The organism is Rhizobium phaseoli (genome assembly GCF_010668805.1).
Taxonomy (GTDB): Bacteria; Pseudomonadota; Alphaproteobacteria; order Rhizobiales; family Rhizobiaceae; genus Rhizobium; species Rhizobium phaseoli_A.
The window spans coordinates 164,930-181,782 of record NZ_WUFT01000007.1 but is presented as its reverse complement, the minus strand read 5'-3'; the positions used below and the strand labels follow the sequence as shown (position 1 = coordinate 181,782).

The window sequence follows — 16,853 nt, the reverse complement described above, 5'->3', positions numbered from 1 at the left end:
TACCCCGCAGGCGGCCGCTTGCCTTTGCCGCACCCGGTCTCTTATGGTCGGCGCCTAACAAGGAGAATCCGATGGCAGATCTGTCCGCATTTCCGATCACCGCACGCTGGCCGGCGAAAAATTCCGACATCATCCAGCTCTATTCCCTGCAGACCCCGAATGGGGTGAAGGTATCCGTCGCGCTCGAGGAACTCGGCCTTGCCTACGAGCCACATTATATTTCCTTCGCCGTCAACGAGCAGAAGTCGCCGGAATTCGAATCTCTCAACCCGAACGGCCGCATTCCGGCGATCATCGATCCGAACGGGCCTGCTGGTAAACCGATCGGCCTGTTCGAATCCGGCGCCATCCTGCTTTATCTCGCCGAAAAGACCGGCAGGCTCATCCCCGAAGATGCCGCCGGCCGCTACGAATGCATTCAGTGGGTATTCTTCCAGATGGCCGGAATCGGCCCGATGTTCGGCCAGTTCGGACATTTCCACAAATTCGCCGCCGACAAGGTCGCCAACAATTCCTATCCGGTGGAGCGCTACCGCGATGAATCCAAACGGCTGCTCGGCGTGCTCGAAGGCCGGCTGAAAGGTCGGCAGTGGATCATGGGCGATCAGTATACGATCGCCGACATCACCACCTTCACCTGGGTTCGCGGCGCCGATATCTTCTATGGCGGCCGCGAGGTTCTCGACTATGCGAAATTCCCGGCCGTCATGGACTGGCTGCAGCGCTGCATTGCCCGGCCTGCCAGCGAGAAGGGGCTCAACATTCCGGTCAAGCCGGAGTAACGGACGGATCGCCGGAAAACACAGAGGCTGCTTTCGAAGCGTGGCCTCAGCTATAGACCACCTCGCTTTTCCCCAGCGTCATCCTCGGCCTTGTGCGAGGATCTGCTGCACCGGCTCAGAGGCTTGGGGCACAAGCCCGAGCATGACGAAATATGAGTCAGTCGACTTTGTCAGCAGGTTGAGCCGGCGTCGCGCGCGTCCTTTGTTTTTATTTGCCAATCTTATCGCGGACTTATGATCTGCCTTGCGCCCTCAAGCTTGAAGCGCGGAAAGATGAAGACGCCGACCAGGCTGCCGCTGTATTTTTCCTCGAGCCCGTTTGACTCGCCCATGCAGAACACTGGCTGGCGCAAGCCGTTCGGCATGATGATCGTCGTCGAAAAACAGAAGGAGGAGCAACGTGTCGCCGCCTGCTCGAACAGCTCCAATATATGGCCGCGGTCCTTGGTGTCGTAGCAGCGGATCAGGCTTAACAGCCCGCATTCCTGTGCGGAGAGGCCATGCAGCATCGCGCTCCATTCGCCGAGACGCAGCATGCCGCTCGACAAATCTCCGGTCCAGGCTTCGGAGATCGAAAACTGAGCCACCATCTCGTCATTTTGATTGTGGTGCTCAAGCGAGCCGGGTGTCAAAGGTCCGGCTGCATTGGCTTTGGCGATCTTAAACAAGGCGTTCCCCCGTTCGGATGCAGCTCCTCCGCCGCACGCTCGGTAAACACAAAAACAGGATCACGCAGCAGCAGGCATGATGCCCGCGCTTCAATTGCAGCGCGGATTTATAAGAGCTTTTTATCAAACGGCAACGGCTTTTTAAGGGGTGTTAGGATCGGCATTTTTCCTGGGATGCCGGCATCCTCAGCCTATCCAACGGGAAGCGGCGTCGAAACATCAGTTTTGCGGGCTTTGGATACGGTTCCACTCGACATGACGTGAGAAATGGTGCCGCAACGCTGCAATCTCCCACCGAGACCGGCGGCCCGAAAAAGCGCGGCAACGCAAGCTTCGCGAAAGCTTCCCTGGCAGGAGCGGGCAACGCGTCATAAAATTGCGCACAACGGATCGAATCACTGGGCGTAAAAGAAAAAGGGCGACCCGAGGGCCGCCCTTCCTGTTCCGGAAACCGGAATGGTGTCAGTGCAGGCTTTGGCCTATCACATCATGTCCATTCCGCCCATGCCGCCCATGCCGCCCGGCATGCCGCCGCCAGCCGAATCCTTCTTCGGCAGTTCGGCGATCATGGCTTCGGTGGTGATCAGCAGCGATGCAACAGAAGCAGCGTTCTGCAGTGCCGTGCGAACAACCTTGAGCGGGTCGACGATACCCATGGCGATCATGTCGCCATATTCGGATGTCTGAGCGTTGTAGCCGAAGTTGTCTTCGTTCTTGTCGAGGACCTTGCCGACAACGATCGAGGCTTCGTCGCCTGCGTTTTCAGCGATCTGACGAACGAGCGACTGCAGGGCGCGGCGAACGATGTTGATGCCAGCTTCCTGGTCGTCGTTTGCACCCTTGACGGTGATCTTCGTGGAGGAGCGTAGCAGAGCGATACCGCCGCCGGGGACGATACCTTCCTGAACGGCAGCGCGCGTCGCGTTGAGTGCGTCGTCGATGCGGTCCTTCTTTTCCTTCACTTCAACTTCCGTCGAGCCGCCGACGCGGATGACGGCAACGCCGCCAGCGAGCTTGGCAAGACGTTCCTGCAGCTTCTCGCGGTCGTAGTCGGAGGTGGTTTCTTCGATCTGCGCCTTGATCTGGGCAACACGGCCTTCGATGTCGGACTTGGCGCCCGAACCGTCGACGATCGTGGTGTTTTCCTTGGAGATCGAAACCTTCTTCGCACGGCCGAGCATGTCGAGCGTGACGGATTCGAGCTTGATGCCGAGGTCTTCGGAGATCACGGTGCCGCCGGTCAGGATGGCGATGTCTTCGAGCATGGCCTTGCGGCGGTCGCCGAAGCCAGGCGCCTTGACAGCAGCGATCTTGAGGCCGCCGCGCAGCTTGTTGACGACGAGCGTAGCAAGAGCTTCGCCTTCGACGTCTTCAGCGATGATCAGGAGCGGCTTGCCGGTCTGAACGACAGCTTCGAGAACCGGGAGCATCGACTGCAGGTTCGAGAGCTTCTTCTCGTGGAGGAGAATGAAGACGTCTTCGAGGTCGGCGATCATCTTTTCCGGGTTGGTCACGAAGTAGGGGCTGAGGTAGCCGCGGTCGAACTGCATGCCTTCGACGACTTCGAGTTCGGTTTCGGCGGTCTTGGCTTCTTCAACCGTGATGACGCCTTCGTTGCCGACCTTCTGCATGGCTTCAGCAATGTCGAGACCGACCTGCTTGTCGCCGTTGGCCGAAATCGTGCCGACCTGTGCAACTTCTTCCGAGGTGGAGATCTTCTTGGCCTTGGCCTGGAGATCCTTCACGACGTCGGCAACAGCGAGGTCGATGCCGCGCTTCAGGTCCATCGGGTTCATGCCGGCTGCAACGGCCTTGTTGCCTTCGCGAACGATCGCCTGGGCAAGAACGGTTGCGGTCGTGGTGCCGTCGCCGGCGATGTCGTTGGTCTTCGAAGCAACTTCGCGGACCATCTGTGCGCCCATGTTTTCGAACTTGTCTTCGAGTTCGATTTCCTTGGCGACGGAAACGCCGTCCTTGGTGATGCGCGGAGCGCCGAAGGACTTGTCGATGATGACGTTACGGCCCTTCGGGCCGAGCGTTACCTTGACTGCATCGGCGAGAATGTCGACGCCACGCAGCATTTTTTCGCGCGCGGTGCGACCAAACTTGATTTCTTTAGATGCCATGATTGAAACTCCTCATTTCGAGTGTCCGGGTTCTGGACCCGTAGGCTAAGTCGGAAAGGCCAGCGGCTGATCAGCCGATGATGCCCATAATGTCGGCTTCCTTCATGATCAGAAGGTCTTCGCCGTCGATCTTGACTTCGGTGCCGGACCATTTGCCGAACAGGATGCGGTCGCCAGCCTTGACGTCGAGTGCGACGACCTTGCCGGACTCATCGCGCGCGCCGGAACCGACGGCGACGATTTCGCCTTCCTGCGGCTTTTCCTTGGCGGTATCGGGAATGATGATGCCACCCTTGGTCTTGGCTTCGGACTCAACGCGGCGAACAACGACGCGGTCGTGAAGGGGGCGGAAGTTGGTGCTTGCCATTGTCTAATCCCTCGATCGAATGACATTCGCGGGCCGGATCGGCCCACATGGATAGATGTTAGCACTCCCTTGCGGTGAGTGCTAGCGACGAGCATTTAGGGATGGCTCCGAAAGGAGTCAATGAGAGCCATCACGAATTTTTGTGCCGGAATTGTGAAGAGGCTAGAGAATAATCGGAGAATGCGGCCGAAACCGGCGCGGCGGGTCGACGGCGAAGAAAATGCCTTGCCATCGCCTTGCGCCTTTGCAATGTCACCGGTGACTGCAGCAAATCGGGAAATCGGAATGGCCAGGCGGATAGAAAACTTCTCGGAGATAACAGGTCATTATGACGTGGTGCTCTGCGATGTCTGGGGCGTCGTTCACAATGGCGTCGATCCGTTCCCGAAGGCAGCCTCTGCCCTTGAAGCGGCCCGCGCCAGCGGCGTCGCGGTCGTCCTCATCACCAATTCGCCGCGCCTTTCCTGGCAGGTGGTCGAGCAGTTGCGCCAGATCGGCGTTCCCGACAGCGCCTATGACCGGATCGTCACCTCCGGCGACGTCACGCGCCGGCTGATTGCCGAAGGGCCGAAGACGGTCTTTCTGCTCGGCCCCGAGCGCGACAAGGCGCTTCTCGAAGGCATCGGCGTCGAGCGCAAGCCGGCTGAAGAAGCGCAGTCGCTCGTCTGCACCGGCTTTTTCGACGATGAGACCGAGAAGCCGGAAGATTACACCGACATGCTTCTGGAATTCAAAGCGCGCCAGGTGCCGATGATCTGCGCCAATCCCGACCTCGTCGTCGAGCGCGGCCACCGCATCATTCCCTGCGCCGGCGCCATGGCCGCCTATTATGAGCAGCTTGGCGGCAGCACCCGCATCGCCGGAAAACCGCACCGGCCGATCTATGAGGCGACGCTGGCCGCTGCCCGCGAGCTTCGCGGCGATTTCCCGGTCGACCGCGTGCTGGCGATCGGCGACGGCATGCCCACCGATGTGCGCGGCGCCTTGAATTACGGCCTCGACCTTCTCTACATCAGCGGCGGTATCCACGCCAAGGAATACACCTTGAACGGCGAGACCGACGAGGCGATCCTCAACGCCTATCTCGATCGGGAAAAAGCCGCGCCGAAGTGGTGGATGCCACGCTTTGCATAAAGAGAAGCCAGCCGATGACCGTCTTCCACCGCAATGAAACCCGGGAACCCTTGCCTGCCCATCTCAAGGGCGGCGTCATTGCCATCGGCAATTTCGACGGCGTGCACCGTGGCCACCAGTCGGTGCTCAGCCGCGCGCTGGAAATCTCCAAGGCGCGCGGCATCCCCGCATTGGTGCTGACGTTCGAGCCGCATCCGCGCACGGTCTTCCGGCCTGAGACGCCGGTCTTCCGCCTGACGCCTGCGCCGCTCAAGGCCCGCATCCTGCAAACCCTCGGTTTCGGCGCGGTCATCGAATATCCTTTCGATCATGAGTTTTCGCAGCGCTCGGCCGATGATTTCATCCATTCGATCCTCAAGGATTGGCTCGGTGCCTCCGAGGTCGTCACCGGCTTCGATTTCCATTTCGGCCGCGGCCGCGAGGGCGGTCCCGCTTTTCTGATGAATGCCGGCCAGACCTATGGCTTTGGCGTCACCCTGATCGATGCTTTCCGCGACGAAAACGCCGACGTCGTCTCTTCGAGCCATATCCGCGCGCTTTTAAGCGATGGCAATGTCAGCGAAGTCGCCGGCATGCTGGGTTATCATTATACGGTTGAGGCCGAGGTGATCGACGGCGAAAAACTCGGCCGGCAGCTCGGTTTTCCCACCGCCAACATGCGTCTGCCGCCGGAGGTCGAACTCGCCGCCGGTATCTACGCCGTCCGCTTCCGCCGCCAAGACGGCACGCTGCACGACGCCGTCGCAAGCTACGGCCGCCGCCCGACGGTCACCGAAAACGGCGCGCCGTTGCTCGAAACCTATCTTTTCGACTTCAGCGGCGATCTCTACGGCCAGCGCTGCGCCGTCTCCTTTTTCGGCTATATCAGGCCCGAGCTGAAATTCGACGGCCTCGATCCGCTGGTCGCCCAGATCAAGCGCGACGAGGAGGAGGCGAGGGCGCTGCTATCAGGTGTAAAACCGCTGGGCGAACTCGACCGGAAGCTTTGTTTTTCCTGACGTCGCCGTGAGCGTGCCAACAGCGGGGAGACCAGCGATTCTTGCCACCGATGCCGATGGCGCAACTGCGAATTCTGCTCTTCCTTTTCCAGGCAAAAACGCCTATGAACCGCCGCTATGACGAAATTTCGGCTGGCGATGACGATGCGAATTATCGGCCCGGCCTTCCGCGCGCGCTAAGCGGCCGGAAGGTCCGGGTTTTTGGCGCTTGGATACGAGCGCTTCCGTCACCAGCTTTTTCACGCCCGTTGCGCCCCTTCCTGGGCCGCCAGAAACGATTGTCCGATATGACCGACACAGCCGAAAAGATCGACTATTCGAAGACCCTCTATTTGCCCGAAACCGATTTCCCCATGCGCGCCGGCCTGCCGCAGAAGGAGCCGGAGCTGGTCAAGCGCTGGCAGGAGATGGGTCTCTACAAGAAACTGCGCGCTTCGGCCGCCGGCCGCGAAAAGTTCGTGCTTCACGACGGCCCGCCCTATGCCAACGGCAACATCCATATCGGCCACGCGCTGAACAAGATCCTCAAGGACGTCATCAACCGTTCGTTCCAGATGCGCGGCTATGACGCCAATTATGTACCCGGCTGGGATTGCCACGGCCTGCCGATCGAATGGAAGATCGAAGAGAAGTACCGCGAGAAGGGCAAGAACAAGGACGAGGTCCCGGTCAACGAATTCCGCCGCGAATGCCGCGAATTCGCCACCGGCTGGATCAAGACCCAGGCCGAAGAGTTCAAGCGTCTCGGCATCGAAGGCGACTTCGACAATCCCTACACGACGATGAACTTCCACGCGGAATCGCGCATCGCCGGCGAACTCTTGAAGATCGCCGCCAGCGGCCAGCTTTATCGCGGCTCCAAGCCGATCATGTGGTCGGTCGTCGAGCGCACGGCACTGGCCGAGGCCGAGGTCGAATACCAGGATTACGAGAGCGATACGATCTGGGTGAAATTCCCTGTCGTCGAAGGCCCGGCCGCGCTCAAGGATGCCTTCGTGGTCATCTGGACCACCACGCCCTGGACGATCCCCGGCAACCGGGCAATCGCCTATTCGTCGCGTGGTGTCTACGGTCTTTACGAAGTGACGGCCGCCGAGAACGATTTTGGCCCGCGCCCGGGCGAGAAGCTGATCTTCGCCGACAAGCTGGCCGATGAGTCTTTTGCCAAGGCAAAACTGCAGTACAAGCGTGTCGCTGACGTGACCGCTGCTGATCTTGCTGGGATCAACTGCGCGCATCCGCTCAACGGCCTTGGAGGCGGATACAAATTTACTGTCCCGCTGCTCGATGGCGATCACGTCACCGACGATGCCGGCACCGGTTTCGTGCACACGGCACCCAGCCACGGCCGCGAAGACTTTGATGCCTGGACGTCGGCTGTCCGCACGCTTGAGGCCCGCGGCATCGACACCAAGATCCCGTTCCCGGTCGACGATGGCGGCTTCTATACATCGGACGCCCCCGGCTTCGACGGCGCCCGCGTCATCGACGATAACGGCAAGAAGGGCGATGCCAACGACCGCGTCATCAAGGAACTGATCGCCCGCGGCGCGCTCTTTGCCCGTGGCCGGCTGAAGCATCAGTATCCGCATTCCTGGCGCTCGAAGAAGCCGGTGATCTTCCGCAACACGCCGCAATGGTTCGTCCATATGGACAAGACCCTTGCCGACGGCACGACGCTGCGTTCGCGCGCGCTGGGTGCGATCGACGACACCCGCTTCGTGCCCGCCGCCGGCCAGAACCGCTTGCGCGCCATGATCGAGGGCCGCCCGGATTGGGTGCTTTCTCGTCAGAGAGCATGGGGCGTGCCGATCGCCGTCTTTGCCGACGAACAGGGCGAGGTCCTGGTCGATGAAGCCGTCAACGCCCGCATCCTCGACGCCTTCGAACAGGAGGGCGCCGACGCCTGGTTTGCCGATGGCGCCAAGGAGCGCTTCCTCGGCAACGACCATGACCATGCCCGCTGGAAGCAGGTCATGGATATCCTCGACGTCTGGTTTGATTCCGGCTCGACGCACACCTTCACGCTCGAAGACCGCCCCGACCTGAAGTGGCCGGCCGATCTCTACCTCGAAGGGTCCGACCAGCATCGCGGCTGGTTCCATTCGTCACTGCTGGAATCGGCGGCCACCCGCGGCCGCGCGCCTTATAACGCCGTCCTCACCCATGGTTTCACCATGGACGAGAAGGGCGAGAAGATGTCGAAGTCGAAGGGCAATGTCACCGCGCCGCAGGAAGTGATGAAGGATGCGGGCGCCGATATCCTGCGCCTCTGGGTCATGACCTCGGACTATGCCGACGACCTGCGCGTCGGCAAGACGATCATCCAGACCAATGTCGATGCCTATCGCAAGCTGCGCAACACCATCCGCTGGATGCTCGGCACGCTCGCCCATGACACGGGCGAGGAGATCGCCGTTGGCGATCTGCCGGAGCTGGAGCAGTTGATGCTGCACCGGCTTGCCGAACTCGACGAGCTGGTGCGCGAAAACTACGATGCCTTCGATTTCAAGAAGATCGCCCGCGCGCTGATCGATTTCGCCAATGTCGAGCTTTCGGCCTTCTATTTCGATATCCGCAAGGATGCGCTCTACTGCGACGCGCCGTCGAGCCTGCGCCGGCGCGCCAGCCTGCACGTCATCCGCCAGATCTTCGATTGCATGGTGACCTGGCTTGCCCCGATGCTGCCCTTCACCACCGAAGAGGCCTGGTTGTCGCGCAATCCGTCCGCCGTTTCCGTGCATCTGGAGCAGTTTGCCCCGGTTGCAAAGGAATGGCGCAACGATGCCCTGGCCGAGAAGTGGAAGAAGATCCGCACGGTCCGCTCGGTCGTCACAGGCGCGCTGGAAATCGAGCGCAAGGACAAGCGCATCGGCTCCTCGCTGGAAGCCGCTCCCGTCGTCTACATCGCTGATCCGGAATTGCTGAAGGCGCTGGAAGGCCAGGACTTCACCGAAGTCTGCATCACTTCGGCAATCGAGGTCAGGGCCGGCGAGGGCCCGGCAGACGCCTTCCGCCTGGCTGAAGTGCCTGAGGTCAGCGTCGTGCCGAAGCTTGCAGAGGGTGAGAAATGCGCCCGCTCCTGGCGCATCACCAGGGATGTCGGTTCCGATCCCGAATATCCCGATGTCTCGGCCCGTGACGCTGCCGCCCTTCGCGAACTTGCCGCAACGGCGTGAAGAATATTGCCGGGTGAATTGCGTTTTCGCGGTTCATCCGGTAAAAGCTGCCTGAAAATGGCCGGATTTTTGCGTCAGGGGGACGGTTGTCCGGTTGGGCAACGATTGCACCGGTGGCTGGAAGGGTTTTCATGTTCGCAACGCATTGGTTCCGTATGGGCGCCTGCCTGTCTGTCGTCGTGGCGGGATGCTCCCTGGTCTCCAGCTGCGCCAGCAGCCCGACCTACGGCACCGACAAGACTGCCATGGAGCAATTGACCGACGACCTCGGCCAGTCGGTGTCGCTGACCGGGCCCGACCCGAAGAACAAGGGCGTCAAGTACACGCCGCGCCCGACGCTGGTTCTGCCGGCCCAGGCGCAAAGGGAGACCCTCGTTGCGCCGCAGCCGACGGTCGCCAACAAGGACAATCCGCAATGGATTGAATCGCCGGAAGAAACCCGCGCTCGCCTGGTCGGCGAAGCCGACGCGAACTCAGACAATCCGAACTATCGCTCGCCGCTCGCCAGCTCGGCAATCGAAGGCGGCCGGCGCACGACGGAAGCCCAGACCAAAGCCTATCGTGAAGCCCGCGCTCTGCAAAAGGGCTCCTATATCGATCAGCGCCGCTTTATTTCCGATCCGCCGCCCGGCTACCGCACCGTCGACGATCCGGCAAAGCTCGACGATGTCGGCGAGCCCGAGCTGAAGAAGCAGAAGAAGCGCAAGAAGGATGCGGCGGTCGCCAACACCGGCAAGCAGTGGTGGAACCTCCTGCAATAGCGGGTTGAGCTCGGTGAGAGCAGCCCCTCATCCGGCTGCCGCCACCTTCTCCCCGTAAACGGGGCGAAGGGGATAGCCGCAACCTCTCCGTCCCTCGCCAACGTCTCGCCCCGTTTACGGGGGTCCGAAGGACGGGTCGAGACGAGTGGCTCGACCCCGGTCGGGTTAGGGTGAGGGGCAGCCATTGGCGCGACAGCCGAAGATGGCGACGCGCCTGAGGCTACGGCGCCTCTCTCTTTTGCGAAAAGAATGCGCGCAGAATCTCGGCCGATTGCACCTCGTTAAAGCCGGAATAAACCTCCGGAGCGTGGTGACAGGTCGGCTGCGCATAAAATCGCACGCCATTGTCGACCCCGCCGCCCTTCGGGTCTTCGGCGCCGTAATAGAGCCTGCGGATGCGCGCAAACGAGATGGCTGCCGCGCACATGGTGCAAGGCTCGAGCGTCACATAGAGATCGGCAGCGACGAGACGCTCCTGTCCGAGCGCTTCGCAGGCAAGCCGGATCGCAGCGATTTCGGCATGCGCGGTCACGTCTTTGAGCTCGCGCGTGCGGTTTCCTGCGCGGGAAATGGCGATATCGTCGACAACGACGACGGCGCCGATCGGCACCTCGCCGCGTTCTCCGGCGGCACGCGCTTCGTCAAGCGCCATCTCCATGAAACGATTTGTCTTCACGATCGCAAGAATTTCCACTTAACCGCAGATGCGTGACCTGATAGACAGGCCCAAAAGGCAGGCAAACAACAAATGACACCCAAAGACAAGCCAAAACGCCCGGGCGCGAAGCCCTTTTCACGGGACGACGGACCGAAGGCCGGCGCAAAGCCTAGCGGCGCGAAGCCGGCAAAGGCTGCGATCGCCGCCGACACCGATAGCGAGGCCAAGGCCGAACGCATTTCCAAGGTGATGGCACGCGCCGGCGTCGCGTCCCGCCGCGACATCGAACGCATGATCATGGAAGGTCGTGTGACGCTAAACGGCAGGGCTCTCGATACCCCGGTCGTCAACGTCACGCTCGCCGATCGCATCGAGGTCGACGGCGTGCCGATCCGCGGCATCGAGCGCACCAGGCTGTGGCTCTATCACAAGCCGGCCGGTCTGGTGACCACCAATGCTGATCCGGAAGGCCGGTCGACCGTCTTCGACAATCTGCCGGAAGAACTGCCGCGCGTCATGTCGATCGGCCGCCTCGATATCAATACCGAAGGCCTGCTGCTGCTCACCAATGACGGCGGTCTCGCCCGCGCGCTCGAGCTGCCGGCAACCGGATGGCTTCGGCGCTACCGCGTCCGCGCTCACGGCGAGATCGATCAGGACGCGCTCGACAAGCTGAAGGACGGCATCGCCGTCGACGGCGTGCTCTATGGCTCGATCGAGGCGACGCTCGACCGCACTCAAGCGTCGAACGTCTGGATCACCATGGGCCTTCGCGAAGGTAAGAACCGCGAAATCAAGAACGTGATGGGCGCGCTCGGCCTCGACGTCAACCGTCTGATCCGCATTTCCTATGGCCCGTTCCAGCTCGGCGACCTGCCGGAAGGTCATGTCATCGAAGTGCGCGGCCGCACACTTCGCGACCAGCTCGGCCCGCGCCTCATCGAGGAAGCCAAGGCGAATTTCGACGCGCCGCTCTACAATGCGCCGGCCGTTGCTGCCGAGGAAGAGGCTGAAGCCTCAGTACCGGAAAGGCGCGAGCAGCGTCCGCGCCGCGACGAGGACAAGCGCGAACGGGCGCTGAGCCGCCTCGACACCAAACGCGACGATCGCCACGGTGGCGGGCGTAGAGATGACGATCGCCGCGATGGCGGCCGCAGGGATGATGACAAGCCGAAGCGTCCTCAGCCGCTCGGCCAGCGTCGCAGCGCCAACGTCTGGATGGCGCCCGGCGCCCGGCCGCTCGGCGAAAAGGCTGCGGCGAAAGCCGCCAAGAATGAGCAGACCGCGCGCCGGCGCGGCGAGCAGACGCCGGCAAAGGGCACAGGTTCCCACCATATCGAGGATCGCCCGCGCACGCAGGTGAATCGCGTGCGCGAAGAGGACGGCGAATGGATCCGCTCGAGCGAGCAGCCCCACCGCAAGGATGAGGGCGAAGGTTCCGGCCGCAAGCGCTCGTTCGGGGATCGGCCTGCCCGCGAAGACCGCGGTTATGGCGACCGCCCGGCGCGCGGCGAACGCCGCCCCCGTGAAGGGGGCGACGAACGCCCGCGTGCCAGAAGCTCGGCCGGCGAAGGCCGTCCGGAGCGTCCGCGCGGCGACCGGCCTTTCGGTGATCGTCCCTCGCGCGGCGATCGGCCCTTCGGCGACAAGCCGCGCGGTGATCGCAAACCCCGTTCGGATGGTGACGAGCGTCCTCGTGCCGCCAGAGCCTCCGCGGGCGAAGCCCGTTCGGAGCGTCCGCGCGGCGACCGGCCTTTCGGTGATCGTCCCTCGCGTGGCGATCGGCCGTTCGGCGATAAGCCGCGGGGTGATCGCAAACCGCGGGATGGTGACGAGCGTCCTCGTGCCGCCAGAGCCTCCACCGGTGAGGCCCGTTCGGAGCGTCCGCGCGGCGACCGGCCTTTCGGTGATCGTCCTTCGCGTGGCGGTCGGCCGTTCGGTGACAAGCCGCGTGGTGATCGTAGGCCGCGCGAGGACGGTGATGAACGTCCGCGCGCAACAAGGGCCTCCGCCGGCGAAGGCCGCTCCGAGCGTCCGCGTGGCGAACGATCCTTCGGCGATAAATCTACGGGCGGCAGGCCTTCGGGCGACAAGCCTTCGAGTGATAAGCCGCGCGGCAAGGGCTTTGGTGCCAAGCCGGGTGGGGCCAAGAATTTTTCCGGTAAGCCGAAGGGTGCCAAGCCAGGCAGTGACAGGCCAGGCAGTGACCGGCCGGGCGGCGACAGGCCTGCGGGCGGGCCGTCCAGAGGTGGTGCGAAAGGAAAGGGAATGACACGCGGTGCGGATCGTCGGCGGTGAATTTCGCGGACGGCCTCTCGCCGTGCCAAAATCCAACGATATCCGGCCGACTGCCGACCGGACGCGCGAGAGCCTGTTCAATATATTGAGCCATGCCTATCCGGAATGTGTCGACGGCACCCGGATACTCGACCTTTTTGCCGGAACCGGCGCCGTCGGCCTCGAAGCCGTTTCACGCGGCTGTCGCCATGCGCTCTTCGTCGAAAACAGCGTCGAGGGCAGGGGGCTGCTTTGGGAAAACATCGATGCGCTCGGCCTGCACGGCCGCACGCGCATCCTGCGCCGGGATGCCACCGATCTCGGCAGCGTCGGCAATCTCGAAGCCTTCGACGTGCTGTTTGCCGACCCGCCCTATGGCAAGGGTCTCGGCGAGAAGGCGATGGCGGCGGCAGCCAGTGGCGGCTGGCTGCGGCCGGGCGCGATCGCGGTGCTGGAAGAACGCGCCGATATTGTCGTTTCCGTGCATCCTTCCTATGTCTTCCTCGAAAACCGCATCTTCGGCGATACGAGGGTGCATTTCTTCCGGTATCAGCCGCAATAAGCGGGGGCGGGCGTGCAGCAGGCAGAGATCATCAGCCCGAAACTGCCGGCGATCAGTGATCTCCCGACGGTCGCCGTCGCATTCGGCGGCGGCGGTGCGCGCGGGCTTGCCCATATCCATGTGATCGAGACGCTCGACGAACTCGGGATCCGGCCGGTGGCGGTATCAGGCTCGTCGATGGGTGCGATCATGGGGGCCGGCATGGCCGCCGGCATGTCCGGCGCCGAAATCCGCGAACATGCGCTGGCGACCGTCGGCAATAGGACGGCCGTCGTCAGTCGCATCTGGGGCCTGAGGCCGGCGACGGTGCGGGATGCGGTGGCAAAGGGCATCCGCATCGGCCAGTTCAATCTGGAGCGGATCCTCAAGGCCTTCCTACCGTCCGAGCTGCCGGCCCGCTTTGAAGATCTGCGGGTGCCGATGAAGGTCATCACCACCGATTATTACGGGCAGTGCGAAGTCATCATCGAGGAGGGCGAGTTGTTTCCGGCACTCGCCGCTTCGTCCGCCATCCCCGCCGTCTTCATGCCGGTGCGCCTGCGCGACCGCGTGATGATCGACGGCGGCATCAGCAATCCGGTGCCCTACGAATGCCTGATGGATCTTGCCGACATCGTCGTCGGCATCGATGTCGTCGGCGCGCCGGAAGGCGACGGCACCCATATCCCGAACCGCATGGAGAGCATCTTCGGTTCCGGCCAGCTGATGATGCAGACGGCGATCACGCTGAAGCTGAAGCTCCGCCCGCCGCATATCTTCCTGCGCCCGGCAGTCGGCCGCACCGGCGTCATGGATTTCCTCAAGGCCCGCGACGTGCTGGCCATGTCGGTCGGCGTCAAGGACGACCTGAAATTCGCCCTCGACCGCGAGATCGAAGCGCGGCTGAAGCGCTAACTATTTAATCTAATGCATGTCGCAGCGGATCGGGGATGCGACATGCATAAAGACAACGAGCTTAGCGGTCATTTCGCGTCATTGGGCATGGACCTCATGGCCGCCGCCGGCGCCATTTGATGCCTCGTTCATCATCATGACTGTGCCCTCGAAGCTTGAGAACAGCGCGAGCGCGGAAGGATCGAGGCCGGCCTCGGCATCCTTCAGTTTCGCAGCCAGCCCGGCGGCATCATTTGCCGAGATCCCGATCTTCTCGAGCGTCCCGGCGTCCTTCAGGCCGTCGCCGCTGCAAAGATAGATGCTCCAGCCATGATGCGTCTTTTTCAACAAGGCGCGTCCACCGCGTCCGTCCTGGCGCCAGCTGGCGATCGCCCAATCCGCCTGAACGACGACCGGGGCAATGTCCAACGGCTTGTCCGGCGTTTCGAACATCGCCTTCAATCTTGCCGGGATCACTTGCTGTGGATCGTCCTCTGCAGATGCCATGGCTGCGAGCAGCACGCAGGCAAGAACAGCAATGATTTTCTTCATCGAATGGTCTCCCTCACGCGAGAACGCGTTTCAACACGGGCACGAGCCGCACGACGATCTGGTCGAAGGCGATCATGGCAACAATGGCGACCCCGCTCATCGGGAAGGCGATGGCAAAGATCCCTGCGATCACCCACAGGCCGTAGTAGATCGAGCGCTTTGGCGGCATGGGTGGCACGCCAAGCCGGCCGGCCGGTCGCCGTTTCCACCACATGATGACACCAGTCACGCAGCTCAGAATGATTGCCAGACAGGTCGCGAGCATCAGCAACTGGTTGAACCGCCCCCATTCCTGCCCCTGGTGGACATTGATGCCCCACTCGATCACCTTGCCGAGGAATGGATACTGATTGAAGCCGATATCGATCAGCGGTTTGCCGGAATACTGGTCGATATGGAGGGTGCGTTCGTCGGCGAGATTGTCGGGAAAGAGCGAGGCGGTATAGACGCCCGTCTGGTCGGAGGGAATTGCCACGTCGAAGCCCGGCGCCATGCCCAGCCGCTTGGCAATCTCCACGGCTTTGTCGAGACCGATCGGCTTGGCCGACTGCGCTGCGGCGATATCGGAAAGCGGAACCGGCGCCTTTTCGACGATCCAGCCGCTCTTCGGCAGGATGTCCTCGGTGACCTTCTGCGACTTCGGCACGTCGTCCCAGAGCTGGACGGGATAACCGAGGCCGTGTTCGGTCAGCCAGGCATTGGCGTTCGCCCCCCAATAACCCGACCACGGCATGCCGGTGATCGCAAGGAAGAAGATCAGGACCCCGGCGAAGGCACCTGTCACCGCATGCAGGTCACGCCAGAAAACCCGACGGCCCGGCTTTCCCCGCACGCTGACGACACCACCCGGCCGGCGTCGCGGCCACCAGAGATAGATGCCGGTGACGACGAGCATCATGGCAAAGCCGCCGGTGATCTCAATCAGCCGGTTGGTTATGCCGCCGAAATAGGCCAGGCTGTGGATACGCTTGACGACGTAATTGAACTCGTCGGTCGATCCGACCACATCGAGCACCTTGCCGTCATAGGGGTTGACGAAGACCAGCATCGCGCCGGCATCGCTGGCGACGGTGACGATGGCCGATCGCTCGGGCAGGGCCGGGTCCTTGTAGGAGGTCGCGGTCGAGCCCGGCACAGCGGCGGCGGCGATCGCTGCGATCCGCTCGGCCGGCAGCGCTTCGCCGGTCGGCTGAACGATGTAACGGGTGCGGAAGACGGTGCCGTTGATCTCGTCCTTGAAGAGATAAAGCGATCCGGTAACGGCCAGATTGAGCATGAAAGGTATGACGAGAAGCCCGGCAAAGAAGTGCCAGCGCCAGATGGCACGGTAGAGCGAAACGCCGTTGGCGGCGTCCTCCGCCGGTCCGGCGGCAGTAAGAGTCGACATGATGATGGGTCCGTATCCACGGCCGACTGCGGGAGCGCAGTTCAGCCGGCGTTGAAGGCGCGTCACGGCGCCGCCGCGACACGAGGTTCAGGTCAGGATCGGATCGGAAGGGGGAGCGCGAGGACCGGTATTCGGCGGGAAAAGCTGGCGATGGAAGACCTTGGCCCGGATCGGCAATTCAACCGCGACCGCAAAGCCAATGGGAGCGCCGGCCACATCCATCGGCGCCGGCAGCAGGGTCGAGGCGCCGATCCGGCAGGCCTCGCAACCATGTGAATGGGTTTTGTCGTGCTGGCCTTGGTCGGATTGGTCGGTGGCGGTGACGCAAAGCGTCGGCAGCGTTCCATCAGGAAGCACATATTGGGCGAGTTCAGCCGGACCAGCATCGCTGGCGGCTGCGACCGGAGCCTGATGGGCGAATGCGACAAAAACGAGGGCGGCCGCGCACAGGATGCGCAATGCCCATTGTTCGATCTGTCTCGCCCGTCTGATCAAGATTCCCTCTTGGATCGCTCCGATTGCCCGGTGA

Annotated in this window: 15 protein-coding genes; 8 read left to right on the top strand and 7 right to left on the bottom strand. The window is 62.5% G+C overall.

Annotated elements, in window-relative coordinates; translation table 11 throughout:
- Positions 1-71 precede the first annotated feature (71 nt).
- Positions 72-782 carry a glutathione binding-like protein gene (locus GR197_RS12955; RefSeq protein ID WP_164010002.1) on the top strand — a complete coding sequence of 237 codons (711 nt, stop codon included), beginning with the start codon at positions 72-74 and terminating at the stop codon, positions 780-782.
- Between the two features lie 221 nt (positions 783-1,003).
- Here GR197_RS12955 and GR197_RS12950 read toward each other — a convergent pair whose 3' ends face one another.
- From GR197_RS12950 to groES, 3 genes are all read right to left on the bottom strand, one after another.
- Entirely contained in the window at positions 1,004-1,450 is a 447-nt protein-coding gene (locus tag GR197_RS12950) for a hypothetical protein (RefSeq protein ID WP_164010000.1), read from the bottom strand.
- Positions 1,451-1,932: 482 nt separating this feature from the next.
- Positions 1,933-3,576 (bottom strand): chaperonin GroEL, encoded by a 1,644-nt coding sequence (groL, locus tag GR197_RS12945; RefSeq protein ID WP_164009998.1) that lies wholly within the window; start codon positions 3,574-3,576, stop codon positions 1,933-1,935.
- Between the two features lie 70 nt (positions 3,577-3,646).
- Positions 3,647-3,943: a co-chaperone GroES gene (gene groES / locus GR197_RS12940; protein WP_003545797.1), complete on the bottom strand. Its 297-nt coding sequence runs from the start codon at positions 3,941-3,943 to the stop codon at positions 3,647-3,649.
- Positions 3,944-4,228: 285 nt separating this feature from the next.
- Here groES and GR197_RS12935 point away from each other — a divergent pair, with 285 nt between their 5' ends.
- The 4 genes from GR197_RS12935 (at position 4,229) to GR197_RS12920 (ending at position 10,015) form a co-directional block, all read left to right on the top strand.
- Positions 4,229-5,077 (top strand): TIGR01459 family HAD-type hydrolase, encoded by an 849-nt coding sequence (locus GR197_RS12935; RefSeq protein WP_164009996.1) that lies wholly within the window; start codon positions 4,229-4,231, stop codon positions 5,075-5,077.
- A gap of 14 nt (positions 5,078-5,091) precedes the next feature.
- Positions 5,092-6,075: a bifunctional riboflavin kinase/FAD synthetase gene (locus GR197_RS12930; protein ID WP_164009994.1), complete on the top strand. Its 984-nt coding sequence runs from the start codon at positions 5,092-5,094 to the stop codon at positions 6,073-6,075.
- A 287-nt stretch (positions 6,076-6,362) separates the two neighbouring features.
- A complete protein-coding gene (ileS, locus tag GR197_RS12925) occupies positions 6,363-9,254 on the top strand; it encodes an isoleucine--tRNA ligase (RefSeq protein ID WP_164009992.1) in 2,892 nt (963 codons plus the stop codon).
- 131 nt (positions 9,255-9,385) lie between these two features.
- Positions 9,386-10,015 carry a hypothetical protein gene (locus GR197_RS12920; RefSeq protein ID WP_164009991.1) on the top strand — a complete coding sequence of 210 codons (630 nt, stop codon included), beginning with the start codon at positions 9,386-9,388 and terminating at the stop codon, positions 10,013-10,015.
- A 220-nt stretch (positions 10,016-10,235) separates the two neighbouring features.
- Here GR197_RS12920 and GR197_RS12915 read toward each other — a convergent pair whose 3' ends face one another.
- On the bottom strand, positions 10,236-10,673 hold the full coding sequence (locus GR197_RS12915; RefSeq protein WP_164010248.1) for a nucleoside deaminase: 438 nt from the start codon (positions 10,671-10,673) through the stop codon (positions 10,236-10,238).
- Positions 10,674-10,763: 90 nt separating this feature from the next.
- On the opposite strand from GR197_RS12915, the gene GR197_RS12910 reads away from it, so the two are divergent.
- From GR197_RS12910 to GR197_RS12900, 3 genes are read left to right on the top strand one after another with little or no spacing between them, the layout of a single operon-like run.
- Positions 10,764-12,971, top strand: coding sequence for a pseudouridine synthase (locus tag GR197_RS12910; protein ID WP_164009988.1), 2,208 nt, complete (start codon positions 10,764-10,766; stop codon positions 12,969-12,971).
- Positions 12,952-13,512: a 16S rRNA (guanine(966)-N(2))-methyltransferase RsmD gene (gene rsmD, locus GR197_RS12905; protein WP_164009986.1), complete on the top strand. Its 561-nt coding sequence runs from the start codon at positions 12,952-12,954 to the stop codon at positions 13,510-13,512. Before GR197_RS12910 ends, rsmD begins: the two co-directional genes overlap by 20 nt.
- A gap of 12 nt (positions 13,513-13,524) precedes the next feature.
- Positions 13,525-14,406, top strand: coding sequence for a patatin-like phospholipase family protein (locus tag GR197_RS12900; RefSeq protein ID WP_164009984.1), 882 nt, complete (start codon positions 13,525-13,527; stop codon positions 14,404-14,406).
- Between the two features lie 78 nt (positions 14,407-14,484).
- On the opposite strand, the gene GR197_RS12895 is transcribed toward GR197_RS12900, so the two are convergent.
- The 3 genes from GR197_RS12895 to GR197_RS12885 all read right to left on the bottom strand — a co-directional run bounded on the left by GR197_RS12895 (position 14,485) and on the right by GR197_RS12885 (position 16,819).
- On the bottom strand, positions 14,485-14,937 hold the full coding sequence (locus tag GR197_RS12895; RefSeq protein ID WP_164009982.1) for a copper uptake system-associated protein: 453 nt from the start codon (positions 14,935-14,937) through the stop codon (positions 14,485-14,487).
- 13 nt (positions 14,938-14,950) lie between these two features.
- Positions 14,951-16,324: a PepSY-associated TM helix domain-containing protein gene (locus GR197_RS12890; RefSeq protein ID WP_164009980.1), complete on the bottom strand. Its 1,374-nt coding sequence runs from the start codon at positions 16,322-16,324 to the stop codon at positions 14,951-14,953.
- 87 nt (positions 16,325-16,411) lie between these two features.
- A complete protein-coding gene (locus GR197_RS12885) occupies positions 16,412-16,819 on the bottom strand; it encodes a DUF2946 family protein (RefSeq protein WP_164009977.1) in 408 nt (135 codons plus the stop codon).
- Positions 16,820-16,853 lie beyond the last annotated feature (34 nt).